Source organism: Leptolyngbya sp. FACHB-541, from assembly GCF_014695875.1.
GTDB lineage: Bacteria > Cyanobacteriota > Cyanobacteriia > Elainellales > Elainellaceae > JAAUTN01.
Window position 1 is genome coordinate 1 of sequence record NZ_JACJPC010000032.1, and the last position, 22986, is coordinate 22986.

Here is a 22986-nt window from a genome sequence, read left to right on the forward strand (position 1 = left end):
ATCGGGTTGTGAGCGCACCCCATCGGGGTGCGCTCACAACCTATTTAGGATTGCTACAGTGATGGGCTGAATTTGCTGTTCTTTTTCCCACATTCCCACCAGCACAGTTTAGGAGCATCGCGAGTGAACGCTGCCGAGCAAGCAATAAATTTTGAAGTTGCTACCCAGATCGCAACGGTCGTGAATTTGTTTAAGGCAGAGTTCCCAGATGTGAGGGCTGACCTGAAGCCTTGGGCAAATGACCCGGATACCCGTGAGCTGATTGATCCTGACTCGATCGACATTGGCTTTCACTTTCCAGGCAGGAGCCGATTGTTTCAAAGCCGCAGTATTTTGCTCCAGATCCGGTTTCATGCCGATTTGCTGACCCATTCGTACCGGGCGATCGGCGTTGAGGCGGCTGGGTTTGACCATCAAGGCAAGCAGTGGCAGTTTTCCACCATTCAGGATTGGTGCTTTGTCGGCGTAAGCTGTCCCTCGATGGAAACTGGAGAGCAGTTTAAGCGGCTTTGTCGGCAGATTCTTGAGTTGTTTAATCAGGCTGAAGAAAAGCTTGAGGGGTAAGCAGCTATTTGAAAAATTGTTCTTTTCCGATAATTTGTGTTGCAGGGAGAAAAGTAGGCAAGATGAGGCAGACAGTGTGTGTTTTCCTAATTTGTGTTGCAGAAGTGCTGACAGAAGACGAAGTGTCCAACATAATGGTTGTGAAAAACCTGTGAATTCTGCTTTACTAAAGTTAAAGTTCTGATAAGGGTAATTTCACAACTCTTGACTTTGTTCCTGAATTAAGCGATCGCCCCATTTGAGTCCTTGCAGGTTGGTGTAAGTTAAGCGTTCACCTATGGGTTCATCTCTGGCTTAAATGGGTTGATGGGAGTCACTGGGGACGTGGGTGCAATCCCCATAAAGATTAGGGTGTGAGTTTGTTAGGGTGTGACAGTTAAACGAAACGCAAGAATGCAGTGCAAGTAAAGCAATGCAAAGTGGGCTAGGCATTATCTACCGTGCTTCAGCCGACTAACCGGGGAAGCATTTACCGCAGTCAAAAAAAATTCATTCAAACTTTCCGGATGAGCCATTGACTTCACAGAACTATTAAGTACAGGCTCTACCTGACGAAAGTTTCCATGAAGAATTGCACGTTTAGGAGTTCATTCTCCTAGGCGACGTGTCCTAGCGGTAATTTTGGCGGCTAATGACCTAGCAAGTACAGCCATTCTAGGGGGACTCTATGGCAGAGCAATTGAGATTTCAGACTGAATACGCGCAAGAAGGTGCAATACGTCAACCCCAAGTCGATTTCGCTGAAGTGCCAGATCGGGTGGGCTTGCCGCTACAAGATGTAGATTTTTCTCCATCTGAGTTAGCTAATGCTACGCCAGCTTGTATTCATCTCGATTTGGAGGAACTGGACTGCTTTGAGGTCGTTGATCAGCAGTTCCAGGAGCATGGGGTCGAATTCTCAAATGCGATCGCTCTGCATCCCTCTAATCCAGCTTTTCCATCTCGATCTGGCTCCAAAGTGTTGATTGGTTCACCCAAAAACGGCTGGGTTGAGGCGACTTTCCGCTGCCCGGTTCGCTTTGTCAGTGGGTTTGTCACCAGTTCTCGCCGCACGGTGCTAGCCGCTTTTGATGCCAACAATCAGCCCGTTGCTCAGGCAGAAACTCCGGGGGCAAATCTGGCAGGATCGGGGTCTGACGTTCCGCCGAATGTGCAGCTTAGCTTGAAGGCGGCAAACATTCACCGGATCACGTTTTATGCCTTCGATGGGCAACTGACGCTGAACGATTTTAGCTTCAGCTTCCAGTAGCACCCCGCTTAATGGAGATACTTTTGAATGTGAAAGCTTGCTTTCACATTCAAAAGTTATTGTTGCAATCGTTAAAGCTTTCAACAGTGCTAGTTCTTAAGTTTGAGTTTGAAGTGAATGGGTTCTTTGGCGCTAAGCGGATGTACGGGCTGACCTTGCTATAGCGCCAAAAGTTCCCTGACTCAACTAGCTCTGTGCTGACGCGGAGGACTGTCTCCACGCGCGATCGCCATTCCATGCCCAAATTGACAACTTCAGAAGGGCAAAAGCTTTTTTCAGCGTCTCTTTGAGAAATTAGCTCTTATGAGAAATTAGCTTTTATTTGCCGCCATAGTAAAAGGCGATTTCTTTTTCCTTTAATGGCGCAAAGTCGGCTGCAACCAGCATTTGATCGAGTTCTGCCTGGGAAATGTGCTTGGCTCCAATGCGGACAATGCGCGAGCGCATCGTATTTGAAACGCCGCTGCGCTGCCGCCCTGCTTCCAGTCCCATCACTTTGTGATAGAGGTCTAGCTTAGCTTGGGGAATGGGTGAGCCATCAAAATCGTTTCCGCTGGCGATCGCTACATCGATAGCATCTGCACCCGTTGTTTGACTAGGATTTACTTCAGCAGCCATAGGAGTTCGTTGGGGAATGCGCTTCAAAGTGTACGCAGGCATTTTACCAGGGGGCGATCGCCCCTGTGATACTGATTCGATTATTTGAAGGCGCATTCTACACGGGACACGCCTTGAATAGACCTCCTGCATGAATGGGGGCGCGGCTTCGCCGCGCCCCCATTCATGCTTAAAAAATGATCCATGCAGAATGAATGTGAGAACAGCATGAGAGGCATAAAGAAAATCTTTGCTGAGCCTTGGTTCTCCAAAAAGTTGACTACTCTGAAGGGGATGAAGTCCCCAGCGCTATCACAAGCAAGCAGAGAGTCTTATGGCACAGAGTTTTGGTTTAATTGGCTTAGCAGTGATGGGTGAAAACCTGGCGCTTAACGTCGAGCGCAACGGGTTTCCGATTACGGTATACAACCGTTCACCCGAAAAAACAAACACGTTTATGGCAGAACGCGCTCAGGGCAAGAACGTTGTAGCTGCCTATTCGTTAGAAGAATTCGTTCAATCCCTGGAGCGTCCCCGCCGAATTCTCGTCATGGTGAAGGCGGGTGGCCCTGTCGACGCAGTGATCGAGCAACTCAAACCCCTGCTAGAGCAGGACGACATGATTATTGACGGTGGCAACTCTCTCTATGAGGACACCGAACGTCGAGTTAAAAACCTGGAATCAACGGGTCTACAATTTATCGGCATGGGAGTCAGCGGTGGTGAAGAAGGCGCACTCAATGGCCCTAGCCTGATGCCCGGTGGCACCCGCGCTGCGTATGAGGCGATCGAGCCAATCGTCACCAAAATTGCCGCTCAAGTAGACGATGGCCCTTGCGTGACCTACATCGGGCCAGGTGGTTCAGGGCACTACGTCAAAATGGTGCATAACGGCATTGAATATGGTGATATGCAGCTGATTGCAGAAGCCTATGACCTATTGAGAAACACGCTGGGGTTGGACCACAACCAGCTTCAGGAGGTGTTTGCTGAGTGGAACACCACCGATGAACTCGACTCTTTTTTAATCGAGATTACCGCTAACATTTTCAAGAAACTCGACCCAGATACCGGGATGCCCCTGGTAGACGTAATCATGGACGCAGCAGGGCAAAAAGGCACAGGACGCTGGACTGTCGTTAGCGCTCTAGAATTAGGCGTGAGTATTCCCACGATCACGGCGGCAGTCAATGCGCGTATCATGTCGTCCTACAAAAAAGAGCGGATAGAAGCTTCTAAGCAGCTATCGGGCCCAACGGGCAAATATGACGGCGATACCCAGAGCTTCATCAATAAAATTCGGGATGCGCTCTACTGCTCTAAGATTTGCTCCTACGCTCAGGGCATGGCACTGATCGGCAAAGCCTCCCAAGAGTTTAACTACGGCATCGACCTGGGTGAAACGGCGCGAATTTGGAAGGCTGGTTGCATTATTCGGGCACGCTTCTTGGGCAAGATCAAACATGCCTACGATGAGAACCCACAGCTTGCTAACCTGCTGCTCGCACCTGAGTTCGTTCAAACGATTCTCGATCGTCAGGAGGCTTGGCGAGAGGTGCTGGCTGTTGCGGCTAAGCTAGGAGTTCCGGTTCCTGCCTTTAGCGCATCGCTGGACTACTTTGATAGCTATCGGCGCGATCGCCTTCCCCAAAACTTGACTCAGGCTCAGCGCGACTACTTCGGTGCTCATACTTACGAGCGTACCGACAAGCCTGGAGTATTCCACGCAGATTGGTTCTAAAGCTCAATTTATCTATCATGCATGGGGCAGGGTAAAACCCTGCCCCATTTTTTGTCCTAATTGCATTTAGGGGATTTATACCACTGGAAGTTCTGGCGATCGCTCTGTGAATTATGTCCGTTCCGGAGTGATATCCGAAAATTCACAGAATCTTTAAAAAGAGCTTTTCCTTCCCTAGTGCATTCCCTTCAATCTTCGATTCGTCAGTCTTTTGAGCAACTGGAAGCGATCAGCTTAAGTCTTGATTTTGCTCAGAATTTTGATCCCCTTGCGCAACTCAGCGATTCAACCTGCTACCAGAGGTGTATAACATTAAGGTCAAGCAGCAGCTTGCAGCCAAAATGTTTGAATCTGTTCAAGCAGCCTTAATATCAAGCGCTGAAAAAGCGTCGCTCTGATGCAGACCATTCCAAACGGTTCTGTAAGATAGCTACAAAACACAGACCAAAATGATGTGTATCATCCATTTAGTATTCAGAGTAACTGCAATTTTTTACAACGAAATCTACTGAGCTGCTGGCTAAAGTTTTTGTTCAGAAATATTTGACTAATCCGTCTTAACCTACCTAGGACTCAGGCTGTTTTTACATTCGAGAAAAGTCTAAAAGCATTGCGCTGATTCACTCTTGTTGAAAAAACGACAAGAGTCCGTTTGAATGAAATGTGGTATAAGAAGAAGACTGCAATCACATCTACTACCTCCAAAGATAGAATTTTTAGAAACTCAGGGTCGATTTCTTGTATGGTTGCAACTGCGTAGCTAAAAAGTTTGAACGTGCAAACAATCTACCACCCAGTTTGATAGAGGAGTCCTGATGTCGGAAGTCGTTGTTCAGCCACCTGGTGGTACGCCACCTACACCTGTTTTTTTCGGGCTAAGGGCAATCAGTAGTCGAGCCATTGTCTTGAGAAGACCTTCTCCTGAAGGCCCAATTATTGCTTTTGGCAGCAATAGCAATGACAGTATTCGAACAGTTTCCCGAAGTAATACAGATCGGTTTATCCTCCGTGGCGTTGATGGAAACGACACTTTAGAAGGCGGTGCCAACAACGACAGGCTCCTAGGGGGGCGTGGCAGTGATCTCCTCTCCGGCGGCAGAGGTAGAGACGTTGTCTATGGGGAGTCGGGGACTGACCGAGCTTATGGAGGCAGCGAAGGCGACTTGCTCTTTGGTGGCGCCGATAATGATGAACTCTTTGGCGAACAAGGTGCAGATGCTCTGCGCGGCGAGGCAGGCAACGATCGCCTCTATGGGGGCAGAGACAATGATCTGCTCATAGGTGGTGCTGCCGATGACGTAATGTTGGGTGACCAAGGTGTGGATCGTTTGCGCGGCGGGGACGGCAACGATCGCCTCTATGGTGGCAGCGAAAGCGATCGCATCTATGGGGATAATGGCAACGACATTATCTTTGGAGATGCTGGTAACGACCTGGCAATGGGAGGCTCTGGCAACGACCAAATTTATGGCGGCGTAGGCAACGACCGCCTGTTAGGCGGTATCGGAGATGATATTGCCTTCGGAGATGCCGGAAACGACACCGTTGCCGGAGAAGATGGCAACGATCGCCTCTATGGTGGCAGTGGCAGGGATGCTGTTGTCGGTGGTGCTGGAGACGACGTAATTTTTGGAGATGTCTCCCGGCGAGGAGATAGTGGAGTCGATGGTAATGATCGCCTCTTTGGTGGCGATGGCAGCGATCGCCTCTCTGGTGACGGTGGTGATGATTTGCTCTCCGGCGACGCAGGCGCAGACGTGCTGACGGGTGGTGCTGGCAGAGATACGTTCCGCTTGGGTGAAGACTCAACAGGTAATGGGCAGCTAGACCGAATTCTGGACTTTACCCCTGGCGAAGACACAATTGAGATGAGTCGCTCGTTGTTGCCAGGAGCCAACCTTGGGACAGGGCAATTAAGCGCAGAAGATTTCACTATTGTTCAAAACATTAACTCGGTAACAACCTCCCCGCTCGGTCAGTCAGAGGTTCGTGCCAGAGTGATTTACGAACAAAGCACTGGTCTCGTGTATTACTACTCTGGCAATGGTCAGAGCGTTGCACTATTCCAATTGCAGAGCAACCTTAATCTCAGTGCTTCTGCCTTTGAGATTTTTTAGTTGGAAAGGATAGGGAATGGAGGATGAGGGATGAAAGCTTTTGTCCCTCATCGGTCGGTCTAGCTACCAGAGAGCTTTAGCATTGCAACTGCAACTGCACCAGTTACATTACAACCTGGGTCATGTTCTGCATCAGCAGGAAGATCTGCCAGGAGCGATCGCCAGTTATCGACAGGCGATCGCTTTGTGCCCTAGCCATGCCAGCGCTCATTACAACTTGGCAGTAGCGCTGGATGAACAGGGACAAACTGAGGCGGCGATCGCCTATTACCGCCAAACCATCTTGCTGCAGGAGTCTGAGAATGATTCTGAGAATAATTGGAATCAGCTTTCTCTGAAGGCTTACCTGAATCTAGGTCAGGCACTCATCCAGCAGGGACAGTTGGATGAAGCTATTCAAACTTGCCAGCAGGTACTGGCTGGAAACTTGAGCCATTCCGCCTCAGCAGAATTTTACTGCTGCTTAGGTCAGGCATTTGTGGCTCAGGGGCAGGTGAATCGGGCGATCGCTGCTTATCAAAGTGCAATTTCGCTACAACCTGACCTAGCTGTAGCGCACTATGAACTTGGCAAAATCTGGCAACAACAGGGACAACACGCCGCTGCTATTCACTGTTTTCAGCAAACCATCCAACTTCAGCCCGACCAGCCAGAGATATATGGTGATTGTGGTGCCGTGCTATTGAGATTGGGCAAGTTCAGCGAGGCAATGCTGTGCTGGCAGCGGGCGATCGCCCTCCAACAAATTTTTGTGGAATCGTTTTGTCAGCGAGTCGCTACCCTGACGGAAACAGACTCCTTGACGCAAGCAAAAGTCGCCTGCGGTCGGTTTCTCACGGCGCTTCAGCATCAGCCTGACGACCCAACCGTCCTGACTTACCTCCAGCAAACCTACCTGCATCTAGCGAATGCGCTGACCGAATACGGCGGTAGCGGTATCTATCAGCAAGCCGAAACCTATTATCATCGAGTTCTTCAACTTGAGCCGCAGAATCCCATTCTGCATCTGCGGCTAGCAGACTGCTTAGTCAAACAGCAGCGATTGGAGGAAGCGATCGCTCACTACCGCCAGGGTTTAGGGAACTGCAAAGCTTCAGCAACAATCCAACTAGAACCAAAATACCCTCTAGCCCCTAGTCCCCAACCCCCACCCCCTCCCCCCTGCCTCGGACTCAACTGCCCCCCCTGTCTCACTCAAACTTTTGGCTCCTTCGAACCAATTCACTTGGGCAAAGGAATTCACACCTTGAGTAGCCAGGAGGCGATTGCCCCTGACCCTGCTCCCCTTCCTGTTGCAAAAATTGCCCGAGGTCGTGCCTGGATTGCACCCCAGAAAAATTATTGGCAAGTTTGCAATGCGATCGCCATTTTCACGTCTGACAATTGCCTGCAAGCAGACCTTTCTCGCGAATACCCAGGACAGCTACCCGGATGCCAGTATGCTCAAACTCACCATCGCGTGTTTGATCTGAATGAATTTCCGCCGCTGGAGCAAATTCAGGGAAAGGTTGCTGTTTTATCGGGCCTTTCGGGACACGTTTACTTTCACTGGATGGTAGATGTTTTACCGCGTCTGGAACTACTTCGTCAAAATGGCATTACCTGGGATGAAATCGATTACTTTTTGGTGAATAGCTATCAGCAGCCCTTCCAAAAAGAGACGCTCACTCAATTAGGGATTCCGTTAGAGAAGGTGTTAGAGAGCGATTACCATCCTCACCTTGAAGCAGAGTGGTTAATTGTTCCTTCTTTTGCCGGACATCTGGGCTGGGCACAAACATGGGCAGTCAATTTTTTAAGACGCGAATTTTTGCCCCAAAAATCTGCAACAATATCTGGTACGGGTCATCTTAACAAATCTTTTGAATATCCTGAACGACTTTACATCAGTCGTTCTAAAGCTCGATATCGGAACGTCTTGAATGAGACAGAAGTGATTCACCTGCTAGAGCAATATGGGTTTGCTGTAATCACGCTAGAATCACTTTCCTTTCAACAGCAAATTGCTTTATTTGCTGCGGCAAAAGTAATTATTGCTCCCCACGGTAGCGGCTTAACCAATCTAATATTTTGTCGCTCCGGCACCAGAATTGTGGAACTTGTTTCACCCCATTACATCAGACATTATTACTGGGTGATCAGCCAACACCTTCGGCTAGAGCATTATTATTTGCCAGGTGAAGGATTTGTCTGCCAACCCTTGCGTGAATTGATGTATCAAAACCCTTTAACGGAAGATATTTTGGTGGGGCTTGATGCGCTCCAAAGCCTGTTAAAACGCATAGATTTAAACCCTATTTCACTCCGAATTTGACTGAATTTGAATTGAACCCGTGCATCTGAAAGCAAAGGACGCTGAATATGGTTTCAACTGTAGACTCAACAACGGCAGCCGCCCATTTTGCCGCAAAAGCCGAAGCTCATCTGAGCGCAGGACGGTTAGACGATGCGATCGCCACCTGTGAGCAAGTGTTAACCATTCAAGCTGACTTTGCTCCTGCCTGCAAACTGCTGGGAAATGCGCTGCAAAAGGCAGGCAAAACCGAAGCGGCTATGGGTTGGTATCAAAAGGCTTTGACGATTCAGCCAGACTGGGCAGAGGCGCACGCTAACCTGGGCAGCCTGCATGCACAGCAGCAGCAGTGGCAGCAGGCTATTGCCCGTTTCCAAAAAGCGATCGCCCTCAAGCCCGATTTCGCTGGAGCATTCCGCAACCTAGCGCGAGTGCTAACCCACACGGGAAATTCCAAAGCGGCGGCTGAGTGCTGGTATCAGGCGTTGGCGCTGGAGCCAGATAAAGCGCAGCCCGAAGACCACGTCAATCTGGGCAATGTGCTGTTTCGCCAGGGCGACCTATCCAAAGCGATCGCCTGCTATCGTCGAGCCATTCAGCTTGCTCCTGAAGTGGTGGGAGCCTACCAAAACCTGGCAGAAGCGCTGAGGCAGCAGGGCGAATTAGACGAGGCGATCGCCTGCTATCGCAAAGCAATTGAACTGAGCAGCGCCAATCCTGAAGCGAACCCATCTCCTTCCCCAATGGTGCCGCTAAATGGCAGTAACGGACATTCTCTCAGCTCAGCAAACGGGAATGGCAGCAATGGAAATGGTGTGAATGGGGGGGATTTCCTAAACGGCAACGGTTCCACGAACGGCAAGCTTCCTCTAAACGGAAGCCATACTAACGGGAGCCATTCCCTCAACGGTGGACGGTCTGAGAATGGGAAGTCGCCCAGCCAGCCTCCGATTCAAAAAGCAGCCACTTACTGTGTCGAGGGCAAATGGGATCAGGCGATTGCTGTCTGTGAGCAAACCATTTCTCAGGCTCAGCGGGAAACGGCAGCGGCTCATGCCACCTTGGGCAAAGCCCTGCAAGCCAAGGGCAGACTTGCCGAGGCGCAGCGGCATTACACTGAAGCGTTGGAAATTCAGCCGACTCCGGACGTGTTGACGAGTCTGGGAACGCTGCACAAGCAAAATCGCCAGTGGCAGGAGGCGCTAACCTGCTATCAGCGGGCGATCGCCCTTAACCCCAACTTTGCCGAGGCGCACCGCAGCCTCGCAAAAGTTTGGCAGCAGCTCGATAAGTCAGAATTGGCGGCAGACTGCTGGTTTCGAGCATTTACCCTGGAGCCACGCTGGGCAACGGCAGAGGAACACTTGAGCCTGGGTAACACGCTGCTGGAGCAAGACAAACTGGAGCAGGCAACCACTTGCTATCGTCGTGCTCTAGAGCAAAACCCTGGTTTTTCTGAGGCGTATCACAATCTGGGTGAGGTGTTTGGTCGTCAGCAAAACTGGCAAGAGGCGATCGCCTCCTACCGCAAGGCGATTCAGCTTCAGCCGAATGCCGACTCCTATCACACCCTGGGCAAAATTCTGGCGCAGCACGAGCGCTGGGAAGAAGCCGCTGCATGCTACCAAAAGGCGACCAATTTCCAGGCAAATGGGTGGGAGCTTCACTACAATCTTGGCAATGCGCTGCTCAATCTTGGGCAATGGGAAACTGCCGCTGCTGCCTACCGTCGGTCGATTAAACTAAAGTCCGATTTTTCCTGGTCGCATCACAACCTGGGCAATGCACTGCTGCAACTACAGCGATGGCAAGAAGCGACGGATGCATTCCAGCGGGCAAATGAGCTAAACCCCAATTTTCAATGGTCACACATTAACTTGGGCGATGCACTAGCCGGACAGGAACAGTGGGAAGGAGCGATCGCTGCCTACCGCCACGCCCTGCGAATGCAGCCAGATTTACCTGCACTTCAGCAAAAACTGGGCGATGCGCTGCAACAGCGAGCCAAGTCAGATTTACAAAGCGCCTTTGATTGCTATGTTCGGGCAATTGAGCTACATCCTGACGATGTGCAGCTTTACCACCAGGCGTTGGAAATTCAGCCTGATAACGCTGAACTACACTTGAAACTGGGACTGACGCTGGCCAAACAGGGACGAATCGATGGAGCGATCGCCTTTTGTCAGATGGCAATCCAGCTTCAACCTGACTATACCGAAGCGCATTTTGAACTGGGCAAAGTGCTGGAGCGACACAATCAGCTAGAGTCTGCGATCGCCTGTTACCAAAAAGCAATCGAGCTGAAGCCTGAGTTTGTCTGGCACCATCAGTGTTTGGGTGAAACACTGGCACAGCAAGACTGTTGGCAAGAGGCGATTGCCTGCTACCAGGAAGTGATCGCCCTTGACCCAGATATTCCCTGGTCTTATCACCACATGGGCAAGGCGCTAGCGCAACAGGGACATCTGGAGGAAGCGATCGCGTCCTTCCAGAAAACGCTCGACCTCAGCCCTAACCATTCCTGGTCCTATTACTTCATGGCAGATAGCTTTGCCCGTCAGCGCCAGTGGCAGGAGGCGATCGCCTGTTACCGCAAAGCGGTAGAATTGGAACCTCATTCTTTTGTGATTCAGGCAGCACTGGCTGAGACGCTGGCAAAACAAGGAGATTTGGAAGAGGCGGTAACTGCCTATCAGCGATCGCTTCAGCTTAACCCCCAGGCATCGTGGGCCTATTCGCGTCTGGGTGAAGTGTTTGCCAAGCAGGGACAAGTGGAAGAGGCGATCGCCGCTCAGCAACAGGCAATTCAAATTGACCCGGACAACCTTCAGCCATATCACAAGCTGATTGAGATGCAGCCTGAGCAAATGGATTGGTATCTGCAATTGGGAGATGCTCTGGTTGCTCAAAATCAGATTAATCAGGCAATTATTATTTACCAAATTGCGCTCGATCGACACCCCAGTTCAGACTTGGTTCGAGTGAAACTGGCAGAGGTTTTGCGACAACTAGGCGATAGCTTGATTGAGCAAAATAAACCCGAAAAAGCGATTGCTCCCTATTGTCATGCGACTGAATTAAATCCTGATTTGTCTGAATCGATCTTGCAGCAGGTTGAAGTTAACTGTCCTCAAATCTATTCGCTACTGCAGATTAAACTGACCTGTCAGTCTCAAATACAACTAGTAGATTCATCTGAACCGATTGTTACGGAACTAATCACCAATTCACCTAGCAGCTTATCTAGACAAGTTGAGCCATTGGTTGAAGCTTTGCTGCCTCAATTAGCACTTGACGAAGTGGCGATCGCTCCTTACTCCCAAGTGGTGCAGGAAATAACGCATTCCGAAGATTTACTTTTAGCATCAGAAGAGTTTTCTTCCCCAACCTGGGTGCCGCTAAATCGATGGATTAAATCCCTTTTCAAGCAGTCTTGGAATCGCAAATCACAACTTGAATAAAGCAACGAGAAATTAAATTGTTTCTCATGGATCAGTTATTCTCTATTAGTTGTAGATTGCTAAGTCCATTGAGCAAATAGTTCATGGTCGTGATCGATAACTAGCTTAATCAGAAGGATGGCGGAAAGAAATGTCTTCATCAACCAATTCAGTGACTACAGCATTGCCCAACAATAGCTTGCATAGAAATACTCAAACATTAGATGAAGCAATTTCAGCCTGCAAACAGGCATTGTCTAAAAATCCTCATGATGCAATCGCTTACAATGACTTGGCAGAAGTTCTCTATGTTCATGGACAGCTAGAAAAGGCAATCATTGCTTGCGATCGCGCACTCAAAATTGATCCTAATTTTGCTCTGGCTTGCAAAAACCGAGGTAGCATTTTGCAGGCACAGGGACATTTAGATCAGGCAAGAAATTGGTTCGAAAAAGCAATTCAACTCGATCCACAAAATGATTTGTTTCATCAGCTTTTAGAGAATTTGTTGGTTGAACAACGCTATCTTGACGAAGTAACAATTAACGCTCACCGTCAAGCTACTGCACTTAGCCCAGATTCTGTTCAAGCTCACTATCAGCTCGGGAGAGTCTTAGCTCAGCAAGGAAAAATTGACGAAGCAATTGGCTGCTTTCGGCTAGCAATTACGCTAGATTCTGAGGTCTTTCAGCTCTATTTTGATTTGGGCAATCTACTACTACAGAAGAATCAGTTGTCAGAAGCAATCGCCTGCTTTCAACATGCTGTTCGGCTCAGCCCAGAAGATGCCCAAGTCCACCATTGCTTAGCCGAAGCGCTAGTTATTCAAGGACAGACCGAAGCTGCGATCGACTGTTATCGCTGCGCAATTCAGCTAAATCCAGAACTTTACGAGTCACATCAGCGATTAGGGGAAGCTCTGGCAATTGTGAATCAGCTAGCAGATGCGACTGCTAGCTATCGTCGTGCAGCCGAACTAAACCCAACTTCTCATGTATCTTATTTCTATCTAGCTGACATATTGGAGCGGCAGGGGCAGCTAGAAGAAGCGATTTTGTACTATCAGAAAACGCTTGAATTAAATTCTGAGAACCATATTGCTTCCTATCAACTAGGTCGAACTCTAGAAAAACTGGGGCGAGTTGATGAGGCGATCGCCTTATATCGTCAGTCCACTCAATTGAACCCAAACTTTTGCTGGTCTAACTATGCATTAGGAGAAGCACTTGCATGGCAGCGAGATTGGCACAACGCGGAAGAATATTATCGTCGGACGATCAAATTGAACCCAGACTTTTTTGGAGCTTACGAGAAACTAGGAGACGTTTTATCTCGACGTATTTCACATCGATTCTACCCCTGGGTAAAAGACAATCTATTACAACCAGGGAGACTCGAAGAAGCGACTTTCTGTTACCAGAAGGCTATTCAGCTTAATCCAAGCAATTTTTGGAATTATTTTCAGTTAGGGAACGTCTTTTCAACCCAGAAAAAAATTAATGAAGCAATTCCTTACTATCAACAGGCCTGTTATCAAAAGCTGATTAAGACCAAGCCTGATTTAGCAAACTATTCCTGGCAGTTTGGTAGCTCACACAAGCCAGACTTTTTCATTTTGGGGGTCGGTAAAGCGGGCACAACTTCTCTGTATAAGTACCTGGTCAAACATCCCCAAGTTTTGCCTGCCCTACAGAAGGAAGTTAACTTTTTTAGTCACTATTTTGATGAAGGATTACCCTGGTATTTAGCTCAATTTCCCTGCGAAATTGAAGGGCTAAAGTTTTTAACTGGGGAGGCAACACCATGCTACCTTGCATTTCCTGAAGCTGATCAAAAGTTATTCTCCTTATTTCCTGATGCAAAACTCATCCTGCTCCTGAGAAATCCAGTAGATAGAACGATTTCTCACTATCATGATATTGTGCGGGCGCATTATGAAGAACGTTCTTTAGAGACCGCAATTTTTTCCGAATTAGAAATTTTGAAGGATGCTACAGAGGAAACTTTAACTGACGGTAGTTATTTCAGTAAGTCTTGGAGTTATGTCTTAAATAGTCTTTACGTGTATTCAATTAAAAGATGGACGAAGCTATTTCCTAAAGAAAATCTCTTAATTATAAAGAGTGAAGACTTGTACGCAAATCCTGCGAAGGTAGTAGCAGATACTTTCAACTTTTTGGGATTGCCTAACTACCAGCTCAATAAATATAAGAATTACTACCCAGGAGACTATAAGTCTCCTGTAAGTGAATCGTTACGGCGGACCTTAGCGGATTACTTCAAGCCACACAATCAGATGTTGGAAGAATATCTTGGTATTGAGTTTAACTGGAATTAGTCAGTGATACAAATCTCCCCTTAATTTGTTCTAATCCAAAAGGAGCTTCCGTGTCTAGCCACACTTGCGTCAATCTCTAGCTTCTTCCATAGAGGTAATAGAATGTTGCTAAGCTCTGGGTCAACGCCTACAAAGGCGTTAGGTAACAGAACATCGAATTTTTTGCCTTCTGCTAAGAGATAGGCTGCCAGCATGTACTGCTCAGAATAGTGTCTATCTTTCCACTGAGGCGGATAGTCAAAGGGTAGAAAGACATCATGAAATTCTACAAAAATGCCTCTCTTTAATCGAGGCAAAATATCTAAGAAAACGACCGCTACGTCTGAATTCATAAATAAACGATGAGAGTTATCAACGAATAGAAAATCTCCTTCTTCTAACTGCTCAAAAATACTAACATCAACATCCTCAATTGGTTTTCTAACCATCGAGTCGCAGATAGAGTTCACTTCGTCACGCGGCTGCGGATCAAAGGAAAAAATTTTGGTTCTTAAGTTGCCATCGGTAATTGCTCGTCTCGCAAACTTAGTAGAATTTCCCGATCCAATTTCAAAATATTGTCCAGGGTTACAGAGCCGTAGCAGGCAATAAAGCGCAGTTGAATCGCTTCCTGGAATCCAAGAATTAATCCAGGCAGGCTCTTTCAGATTGTCTTGATCAGGCACTTTAGGAAGTTTGAGTAAATCACTTTCATACTTCAGAAATAGATTCAATACTTCCTTATAGGACTGTCTGCGCTTATCAATAAGCTCGTGAAGTTTTGCATGGGGAGGCTTACCATATCCATATCGAGGCTGTGGATTTACTGGGTAGTCTAAAGTAATGTCCATGCGTTGTGAGTTATTTTCAGGTAAGTGAGGGTAAGTATACTTCCTAAGTAAGCGATATTGTAGAGTGTGTCAGGCAAAGCCGTAATGCACTGTGTTACAAAGCTTGATATGTTAGCAATAGCGTAACGTATCATCCATGAACTAAGCCTACTTATTTAAGTATTTTTTCTTGTTGGACAGAGCAAATTAAGTTTTGCCATTCTACTGAAGTAGTCAGGTAATAAGTATCTAGTTTTTCTCCTTTTTCAAGAGAAAATTTTGCAAAACTTTCTATCCAATTTAGAACCGCTTCCGTTCTTGAGAAGGGAATGTCTTTTATGGATGTTTTTAGTAGTTTGGACATTCCACTCAAATCACCCTGATGCTGTAACCGCCAAGCATTCCACACTATAGAGCCATAGGCGATGCGTTTGGCTAACTCTTGAATCCAAGATGGATCAAGTAAATCTGTCTCGTTCTCACCTTTAGTAGAGTCCTCACCAGACAAAGCTTGCTCAATCATGGCAATATGCTCCGCCAGCATTCGCTCTTCTTTGAACATTTTGGCGGCTCGTTGATGACACGCTTGACCCACAGAGGCGCGTAATTGTTTATCCCCAGCCCAAGCTTGAAGCGTATTGACTAACTCTCTAACGGTTCCCTCTGGATCTCTATTGGGATCGGGTAGTAGTTTGCCAGTGTCGCCAAGTTCTTCGGGAATGCCACTAACAGATGAGGCAATCACAGGCAATCCTTTTGCCATTGCTTCCATCACAGATAAAGGCATCCCTTCAGCTTTTGAAGGAAACACAAAAATGTCGCTTGCCGTGAGCAAATCAGGAATATCTGAGCGCTGTCCCAGGAATTTTACTCGCTCTGTAACGCCCAGTTTCCTAACAGACTCCTTGAGCTGCGATTCGATGTTGGAGTAGCGATCGCCCGTCCCCGTTCCCGCCCACAAAAAGTAAAGCTTTTCCCAAACATCAGTTTGTTTAAGCTGCTGAATTGCTTCTAATAGATACTGATGCCCTTTAACGGGTGCAAGGCGAGCGGAGGTTAAGCAGGCGATCGCTCCATCGGGCAATCCTAGCTGCTGGCGCAGTTTTCCTCGAATTGATGGATCGGGTGATTCAAAATATTTGGCGGGACGACCGTAATGGATGATCTGGATTTTGCTCTGAGGAATTCGATAGATTTGGTGAATTAGATCTGCATTCTCTTGAGAGACAGCTACTAAGGCTTTTGCCTGATTGTAATGATGAGAAACGGCGTCGGTATAATCTACTCCATCTCCATAGGAAAAGTTGGCGCATTCAGCATTAATGAACCCCAAAACAATCACGTAGGGGATACCTAACTGAATTGCAGTTTGCTTTGCTGCAAACGTGGAAAATGGCCAGCCATCGCTAAACACAATCAGGTCAGGCTTTGCTTCTCTAAAGATATTTTCGGCACTGCCGAGATCCTTGAGTGTGCGCGTAAAGTCTTGACCCGATGTAAAACCTAAATTGATTTGCTGAATGCCTAATTCTTGCTCCCGTTCAATTTTTTCATTGAGCGGTTTACCATGAGCATTAGACACCTGATAGCCCAAATTCTTGAGTTGACAAACCAGGGAATATTCGTACTGAGCTAAGCCCCCCTCTCCCGGATCATCACTATATAAAAGAATGTGTTTCATTAAAGTTGAGCTGAAGAAATAGGGTGGCGATCGCACTGCTTGATAACATGTATCACTCGCTGCCAGTCGGATGAATTAATCAAAGAGTATACATCTAACTCATAGCCATATTCAGCTGAAGCTGAGGTAAAAAGATTAATCCAGTTTAAGACAGTTTCAGTCGATGAAAGTGATGTGTAGTTTAAAGATTTCTCTAAACAGTTTGCCATCTCTTCGCTGCAACCGTCCCGATACATTCTCCAGGCAATCCAGACTAAGCTTTGATAGCGTTCTTGCGCTTTTAGTTGGCGAATTGAGTCTGGAACGTCAGCTCGATCAAAAAATTGATCCATGACGTTTTCCATATCGGTGCGTAGTCTGGAACCGCTCGACATCAGACTGTCAGAATGCTGACGATATCGGGCGTGAATTTGGCGTATCCAGGCAATTTCGCAGCCCATTAATGCCAGCCTGAGCATCCAATCTAAATCTTCTCCAATCGCAAAATCAGTATTGAAGCCATTAGTCCGCTCACACCAGTCTCGATGCACCATCAAGGCGCTAGGACGAGAGACTTTATAAAGTACCAGTGTGGCTAAATCGAGTTTGGGCGCGTAGTGCCACGGTTCTACAGTGGAAACAAATTTTCCTTGCTGGTCAATAATTTGCCAACCCGTTTTGACCATACCTACGGATGGATTGGCATCGAAGTAAGTAACCTGAACGGCTAATTTGTCGGATGAAAATAGATCATCTCCATCCAGGAAAGCAATCAGTTCACCCCTGGCTAATCGCATACCCCGATTACGGGCTGCTGCTGCTCCCTGGTTTTGTTGATAGACGTATTGAAGGCGATCGCCATACGCCTTTGCCACCTCCCGAGTTGCGTCTGTGGAGCCATCATCCACCACAATGATTTCGTAGTCGCTATAGGTTTGATTCAGTACGCTTTCGATCGTTTCAGCAATATATTCAGCACAGTTATAGGCTGGAATAATCACACTAACTCTAGGTGTTTTTTGAGTTAGAACGATATGCGTTAACTGCTTCCATTCGGGTAAGTTACTGAGTGCATGAGCGTCCAATTCTTCCCCAGAACCGAGTGCATAATCGCTGAAGGATTGCACCCAATTAGACACAGTTGCTGAAGGTGAATAGGGCGAATAAAGCAACGCACGACGCAGATATTCTGACATTTTGCTCAGTTGAGAAGTTTGGTAGAATCGCCAGCCTAGCCAAACTAAATAATTGTAATGGGCCCCTCTTTCTAGCTTAGAAATAGACTTAGGTAAGTCAGGTTGAGCAAAAAAGCTTTCATAAATTGCGTCAAAGGATTCTGCTTGCTTCAACACATTTTGGTGGCTGGTAGCGCTGCTGGAGTGCCGCCGATAGCCTAGAGATAGTTTCTCTATCCAAGCCGATTCACAGCCCATCGCAGCCAAACGAATTAACAGTTCTGCGTCCTCCGCATAGCTGAGCCGCGTGTCGAATGCGCCTGCTTCCAGCCATTTGCGCCGCAGCATCAGAGCGCTGGGCAGAACGGGTCGCCACAGTAACCAGGTTTCCAGGTTGAGGTGCGGCAGTCCTAGCCAGGGTTTATGTTCTGCAATGATGTCCTTGCCCTGTTCATCAACCATGTACCAACCGCTGGAGACTACACCCAACGAGGGTTTTGCTTCAAAGCAGGCAACCTGGTCAGCTAATTTGTCGGGAAGGAAAAAATCGTCTGCGTCCAGGAAAGCAATAAATTCACCCTTGGCTGCTTGAATGCCGAGATTACGGGCTGCCGATACGCCCTGATTTTCCTGGTGAATGTAGTGGATGCGGTTGAGATAGGGTTTGAGGACAAGCTGGGTCTGGTCGGTGGAACCGTCGTCAACAACGATAATTTCAGAGTTGCTGTAGGTCTGATTCAGGACGCTCTCGATCGCTTGAACGATGTAGCGATCGCAGTTATAGGTCGGAATCACCACGCTCACGAGCGGCATTCGTTGAGCAAGTTGACTAGCCATCTAATCACCCCAGCGGACAGCGTTTTCGGCACAAGTATCGCCCTAACTTTAGCCCATTCTCGCTGCAAAATCCTGAAAGTATGAGCAAAAGCCTGTGTTCTGAAATGTATCAGTGTGGCGATCGCCACCACAAGATTCTCTGATAACACTGAGAGCATGGGAAAGGCAAATAAATCACTCAAGCAGGTTCTAGAGACCTACAGCATCAGCCAAAGTCGGCTAGTTTTGGCTTCTGGCATTGATCGATCTACACTCTTTATGTGGCTGCATGAGCAGGAGGAACCTGCCCCAGAAACCATCGTTGAAATCGTCAAAGCTCTGAAGCAGATTAATCCTGATGCGGCTCAGCAGTTTATTCAGCTTTATCTAAGCTAAGCCATGAGTCTGGAACAAAATTTAGGATATTTCTTTTTTGATAAACGCTTGCTCAACCGAGCTTTGACCCGCAAAGCCTATGCACTGGAGCAAAAACAGCAGAACCAGATCCATGAAGATCAGGAAATTTATCGCACGCTGGGAGATAGCGTTCTAAAGACGGTCTTGACCGAATTTTTAGTGCGATCGGGCTGCAATTCCAGGCAAGAAATCACAACTAGAAGAATTGAGCTAGAGCGGGAAGAAAACTTGGCTCAGCTGGGCAAAGTTTTAGAAGTTGGGCTGTTTATTAAACTTGGAGTGGGTGAAAAGAAAATGCGGGCAAACGAGCAACCCTATGTATTAGCTGAAACGCTAGAGGCAATCATTGGCGCAGTTTATTTAGACGGGGGATTTAGTAACGCTAGAGGGGTAGTCAAAAAAATATTTCAGAATGATTTTCCAGATGAGGTTTGAAGGCTAAAGTTTGGAGAGGGCGATCGCCACCATCGCTTAACGTTTAAGACGATGTCTGGAGAGTCTTAACTTATTCAAGATTACTTGTAGGGAACGAAGCATTTGGGCAAGATCTTTTGCTCTTTTAGGCGATCGCTTGCCGAATGCTTCGCCCTTACACAAGGAATTAGCTACTTCTCAGGCATCCTCTAATTGCCTCGGGTTAAATTTTCCTGGGGAAAATTTAACCCAAAGCTAAAAACGTAGATAACTCTAAATTCTTGTCGGATAGATTCAACCCTATTTCTGGGATTTGCAGGTCAACACAGAGCCAGCACCCAGCATTCCAAACACAAAAAGCCCAAGCAGGGAAGCAGGCTCAGGAACTGGCTCAGGAACTAACTCAGGGCTAAAGAGCAACGCTTGCCGATTTCTGATAGCAGGCGTATTAAAAGAAAACTGAAGTAGCTCACCTGTTCGGTCACCAAGCGTATTACGAATACCAACAGTTGCCCCATTTCCAAATGCTTGAGAGTCTTCAGAATCTACATCTAAATAAGAAAATAAAATTTCATTACTTCCTTCAAACAGAACGGACTGAAAAGTAATAGCGCTTGGAGAATCAGGAAAAGCTTCGGCTAAGTTCCATTGAGTGATGAAGCGCCGTTGTCCTGGATTGCCTAAAGTTTGAAAATAGCCAGCATCTGTACCAGGAGAAGAGAATCGCCAGTCATCCCATAAGGGTGCGATGCTCGGCAATTCTTCAAAGGGTCCTCTGCCTGGTAGGTCTGGAAAAGGTACGTTAAAGTCGATGTTGTCAAAATCGCCGTTTGATCCATCGAACGTTAGAAGTCCGTTGGGACTCCAGGAAACGCTGGTGAAGTCTTGCCCAAAGAAATTAAACGTGAATCCTAGATCTGCGGAAACTGTCTGATCATCAGCTCCCTCCAGTACACGAGTTCCTGTTGTAGAAATATCTTCAAAGACAAACGGAACTTCGGTAACTGAATAGTCGACGTCACTAGAGGGAAACGTATCGATAGATAACTCATAGTCACCCAACTGTAAATGATCGCCGACAAAAGAAATATCTGCAAATCCAGTTAAACCTAAATTGATATTTCCGCTATCAGGTACTATTCCAGCAATTCTTGAGAGAGGTTCTGCTCCCCCATCGTCATCTAGCCCTAGAAGATCACCTTTATCATCTAGAAACCCTAAAAACGAGTCAAAATTACCTTGAGTGACCTCTGCAACGAAGCCTGTACCAGCCTCAAAGCCTGGGAACTTAAAAAAGTCTATATCACCAGGACTTATAGAACCATTTACGCTTGCTGTGTTAGACGGCAAAGTTTGCCGATCAGTAAAAGAATTATTGGGTTCAATTTCAGGAATTCCGTAGGCTGGATAAGCGGATAAAAGGGAAATTGCAAAGCATATCTGTGGTAAGAGAATCTTCTTCATGATTTCTATCTCCAGATGGATGTTGCCTATTACTCGTAACAGCTTCCTCAGGGAGTTAAGCTCAATAATCAGTAGTAAGGTTATCTATTGATTTGAGGAAAGTATTAGATGCAGGCAACATCTTGGTGATAAATAATAAAAACACTGTTACTCGTGAAGCTTTTGTAAAATCCTGGCTTTCCTCGCTCAACTTCACCCATTTTGAGCGATAGAGCTTTTATTAAAATTTGGCTTTCAACTTCTAGTGAGTTTGATGCCACTCTGCTGCTTTCTGTCGGATTTCCTGTAGCTCTGCGGGGGATATCTTATCGAGGTTCGCCAGAATGAAGTTCATTCTTCCCTGAGAGTTTAATTTGTCACGGTGACGAGCGAGGAAATCCCAGTAAAAGAAATTGAACGGACAGGCTTTTTCACCTGTGCGATCGCCTGCCTTGTAAACACATCCCTTACAGTAATCGCTCATTTTGTTGATGTAATTGGCTGAGGCGGCGTAAGGCTTTGAGGCGAGAATGCCGCCATCGGCAAATAGACCCATACCAATCACATTCGTCTGCATCACCCAATCGTAGGCATCAATAAAAGCAGAGTGAAACCAGCTTTCAACCTCTTGAGGTGACAGCCCGGCAATTAGTGAGAAGTTACTTAATACCATCAGTCGCTGAATGTGATGAGCATAGCCTAAGTTTTCTACCTGCTTCAGCGTTTGATGTAGACAATTCATATCGGTTTTGTCTGCATCCCAAAAAAACTCTGGTAGAGGTTGAGTATGGTTAAACCAGTTGCGTTGAGGGTAGTCATCTTCCACATAGGTATACAAGCCATGCATGTACTCGCGCCAACCCAAAACTTGGCGGATAAAGCCCTCCGCGCTATTCAAATCTAAATCATGCTGATAAAAGGCCCGTTCCGCAGCCCGAATCACTTCTAGCGGCTGCAATAATCCCAGATTCAGATATGGGGAAAGCAGCGCGTGCCACATCGTTTCTTCGCCTGTCACCATTGCGTCTTGATAGGGTCCAAAGGTTGGTAACCTTTCCTGAGTAAATACTTCCAGCACTTGTAGCGCTTGCTGACGGGTTACGCCCCAGCGGAACGGTTCAACGTTGCCGTAGGTGGAAATTTTTTCGGACTTAACCCAATCGATTACTGATTGAGTAATATCATCCGGTTCAAACCAAAGAGGAGTAGGGGTTTTGAGTCTACTTTTGGGTGGTTTGCGGTTTTGTTTATCAAAGTTCCACTCACCTCCAGTGGGTTGGCTACCCTCCATCAAAACCTGAAAGCGTTTGCGTCCTTCTCGATAAAAGAATTCCATTAATAGGTTTTTTCGCCCTTTTGCCCATTTCCTAAACTCCTCTTTTGTCCAGAGAAAGTGATTGTTGGGGATAAAGGTGAGTTTGCAGGGCAACTCTAGGGATTGAATCAGGTGAAGAAAAGGGCGATCGCTTGGCATCATCACCCGCAACTCAGTGACACCATTTGCTTTCACCCATTGATTTAAAGGTGTTGCAAAATCATCTGCACTCTCATAGGCAACTGACCAGCCCGCCTGCCGCAATTCTTCGGCAAAGTGACGCATTGCTGACCAGACCAACACTAGTTTTTGCTGATGGTAAGGGCGCTGCTGTGCCCAATTTCGGGACTCAATCAGGATAACGGGCGATCGCTCTTCCTCAACGCAGCTTTGCAATGCTGCTTGCTCCATCCAAAGCTGGTCGCCCAATACCCAAATTCCCGTCGTCATATTCAATGCATTACCGCTAGTAACCTCTTGATTCTAAAAGCTTCAGCAATGATAAGGATGGGGTATTGCTTAACGGAGGTATATTTTGAACCCAAAAGCTACGATGTCCCATTAAAAACAGGCTTAGATCCAACAATAGACAGGGATT

16 protein-coding genes are annotated in these 22986 nt (G+C 47.2%); 9 read left to right on the forward strand and 7 right to left on the reverse strand.

Annotated elements, in window-relative coordinates:
• Positions 1–123: 123 nt before the first annotated feature.
• Complete coding sequence (locus H6G00_RS04910) at positions 124–564, forward strand: hypothetical protein (RefSeq protein WP_190795864.1); 441 nt, start codon at positions 124–126, stop codon at positions 562–564.
• 667 nt (positions 565–1231) lie between these two features.
• Positions 1232–1813 carry a hypothetical protein gene (locus tag H6G00_RS04915; RefSeq protein ID WP_190641315.1) on the forward strand — a complete coding sequence of 194 codons (582 nt, stop codon included), beginning with the start codon at positions 1232–1234 and terminating at the stop codon, positions 1811–1813.
• A gap of 318 nt (positions 1814–2131) precedes the next feature.
• On the opposite strand, the gene H6G00_RS04920 is transcribed toward H6G00_RS04915, so the two are convergent.
• Positions 2132–2431, reverse strand: a complete 300-nt coding sequence (locus tag H6G00_RS04920) for a DUF4090 family protein (RefSeq protein WP_190641316.1) — start codon at positions 2429–2431, stop codon at positions 2132–2134.
• Between the two features lie 313 nt (positions 2432–2744).
• Between H6G00_RS04920 and gndA the strand changes: the two genes are divergently transcribed.
• The 5 genes from gndA (at position 2745) to H6G00_RS04945 (ending at position 14339) form a co-directional block, all read left to right on the forward strand.
• Positions 2745–4151: an NADP-dependent phosphogluconate dehydrogenase gene (gene gndA / locus H6G00_RS04925; protein ID WP_190795865.1), complete on the forward strand. Its 1407-nt coding sequence runs from the start codon at positions 2745–2747 to the stop codon at positions 4149–4151.
• Between the two features lie 815 nt (positions 4152–4966).
• A complete protein-coding gene (locus H6G00_RS04930; RefSeq protein ID WP_190795866.1) occupies positions 4967–6268 on the forward strand; it encodes a calcium-binding protein in 1302 nt (433 codons plus the stop codon).
• 40 nt (positions 6269–6308) lie between these two features.
• Positions 6309–8582, forward strand: a complete 2274-nt coding sequence (locus H6G00_RS04935; RefSeq protein ID WP_277881851.1) for a tetratricopeptide repeat protein — start codon at positions 6309–6311, stop codon at positions 8580–8582.
• 47 nt (positions 8583–8629) lie between these two features.
• Complete coding sequence (locus H6G00_RS04940; protein WP_190795868.1) at positions 8630–12022, forward strand: tetratricopeptide repeat protein; 3393 nt, start codon at positions 8630–8632, stop codon at positions 12020–12022.
• Positions 12023–12152: 130 nt separating this feature from the next.
• On the forward strand, positions 12153–14339 hold the full coding sequence (locus H6G00_RS04945) for a tetratricopeptide repeat protein (RefSeq protein WP_190795869.1): 2187 nt from the start codon (positions 12153–12155) through the stop codon (positions 14337–14339).
• A 20-nt stretch (positions 14340–14359) separates the two neighbouring features.
• Here H6G00_RS04945 and H6G00_RS04950 read toward each other — a convergent pair whose 3' ends face one another.
• The 4 genes from H6G00_RS04950 to H6G00_RS04965 form a co-directional block, all read right to left on the reverse strand.
• Positions 14360–15169 (reverse strand): class I SAM-dependent methyltransferase, encoded by an 810-nt coding sequence (locus H6G00_RS04950; protein ID WP_190641322.1) that lies wholly within the window; start codon positions 15167–15169, stop codon positions 14360–14362.
• 151 nt (positions 15170–15320) lie between these two features.
• Positions 15321–16829, reverse strand: coding sequence for a glycosyltransferase (locus H6G00_RS04955; protein WP_190795870.1), 1509 nt, complete (start codon positions 16827–16829; stop codon positions 15321–15323).
• Positions 16829–18820, reverse strand: coding sequence for a glycosyltransferase (locus H6G00_RS04960; protein WP_190795871.1), 1992 nt, complete (start codon positions 18818–18820; stop codon positions 16829–16831). Before H6G00_RS04960 ends, H6G00_RS04955 begins: the two co-directional genes overlap by 1 nt.
• Positions 18784–18978 carry a hypothetical protein gene (locus H6G00_RS04965; protein ID WP_190795872.1) on the reverse strand — a complete coding sequence of 65 codons (195 nt, stop codon included), beginning with the start codon at positions 18976–18978 and terminating at the stop codon, positions 18784–18786. Before H6G00_RS04965 ends, H6G00_RS04960 begins: the two co-directional genes overlap by 37 nt.
• On the opposite strand from H6G00_RS04965, the gene H6G00_RS04970 reads away from it, so the two are divergent.
• Positions 18977–19195, forward strand: coding sequence for a helix-turn-helix transcriptional regulator (locus tag H6G00_RS04970; RefSeq protein WP_190641325.1), 219 nt, complete (start codon positions 18977–18979; stop codon positions 19193–19195). The two genes, H6G00_RS04965 and H6G00_RS04970, sit on opposite strands and share 2 nt — an antisense overlap.
• A 3-nt stretch (positions 19196–19198) precedes the next feature.
• Positions 19199–19651, forward strand: a complete 453-nt coding sequence (locus H6G00_RS04975; RefSeq protein ID WP_190687823.1) for a ribonuclease III domain-containing protein — start codon at positions 19199–19201, stop codon at positions 19649–19651.
• A 279-nt stretch (positions 19652–19930) separates the two neighbouring features.
• On the opposite strand, the gene H6G00_RS04980 is transcribed toward H6G00_RS04975, so the two are convergent.
• Positions 19931–21094, reverse strand: coding sequence for a hypothetical protein (locus tag H6G00_RS04980; protein ID WP_190795873.1), 1164 nt, complete (start codon positions 21092–21094; stop codon positions 19931–19933).
• Between the two features lie 241 nt (positions 21095–21335).
• Entirely contained in the window at positions 21336–22838 is a 1503-nt protein-coding gene (locus H6G00_RS04985; RefSeq protein WP_190795874.1) for a cryptochrome/photolyase family protein, read from the reverse strand.
• Positions 22839–22986 lie beyond the last annotated feature (148 nt).

Coding starts and splice junctions, on each gene's coding strand:
- H6G00_RS04920 (WP_190641316.1), bottom strand. CDS start 2,431: ATGGCTGCTGAAGTAAATCCTAGTCAAACAACGGGTGCAGATGCTATC.
- H6G00_RS04940 (WP_190795868.1), top strand. CDS start 8,630: ATGGTTTCAACTGTAGACTCAACAACGGCAGCCGCCCATTTTGCCGCA.
- H6G00_RS04965 (WP_190795872.1), bottom strand. CDS start 18,978: ATGCTCTCAGTGTTATCAGAGAATCTTGTGGTGGCGATCGCCACACTG.
- H6G00_RS04980 (WP_190795873.1), bottom strand. CDS start 21,094: ATGAAGAAGATTCTCTTACCACAGATATGCTTTGCAATTTCCCTTTTA.
- H6G00_RS04955 (WP_190795870.1), bottom strand. CDS start 16,829: ATGAAACACATTCTTTTATATAGTGATGATCCGGGAGAGGGGGGCTTA.
- H6G00_RS04915 (WP_190641315.1), top strand. CDS start 1,232: ATGGCAGAGCAATTGAGATTTCAGACTGAATACGCGCAAGAAGGTGCA.
- H6G00_RS04930 (WP_190795866.1), top strand. CDS start 4,967: ATGTCGGAAGTCGTTGTTCAGCCACCTGGTGGTACGCCACCTACACCT.
- gndA (WP_190795865.1), top strand. CDS start 2,745: ATGGCACAGAGTTTTGGTTTAATTGGCTTAGCAGTGATGGGTGAAAAC.
- H6G00_RS04985 (WP_190795874.1), bottom strand. CDS start 22,838: ATGACGACGGGAATTTGGGTATTGGGCGACCAGCTTTGGATGGAGCAA.
- H6G00_RS04960 (WP_190795871.1), bottom strand. CDS start 18,820: ATGGCTAGTCAACTTGCTCAACGAATGCCGCTCGTGAGCGTGGTGATT.
- H6G00_RS04945 (WP_190795869.1), top strand. CDS start 12,153: ATGTCTTCATCAACCAATTCAGTGACTACAGCATTGCCCAACAATAGC.
- H6G00_RS04975 (WP_190687823.1), top strand. CDS start 19,199: ATGAGTCTGGAACAAAATTTAGGATATTTCTTTTTTGATAAACGCTTG.
- H6G00_RS04950 (WP_190641322.1), bottom strand. CDS start 15,169: ATGGACATTACTTTAGACTACCCAGTAAATCCACAGCCTCGATATGGA.
- H6G00_RS04970 (WP_190641325.1), top strand. CDS start 18,977: ATGGGAAAGGCAAATAAATCACTCAAGCAGGTTCTAGAGACCTACAGC.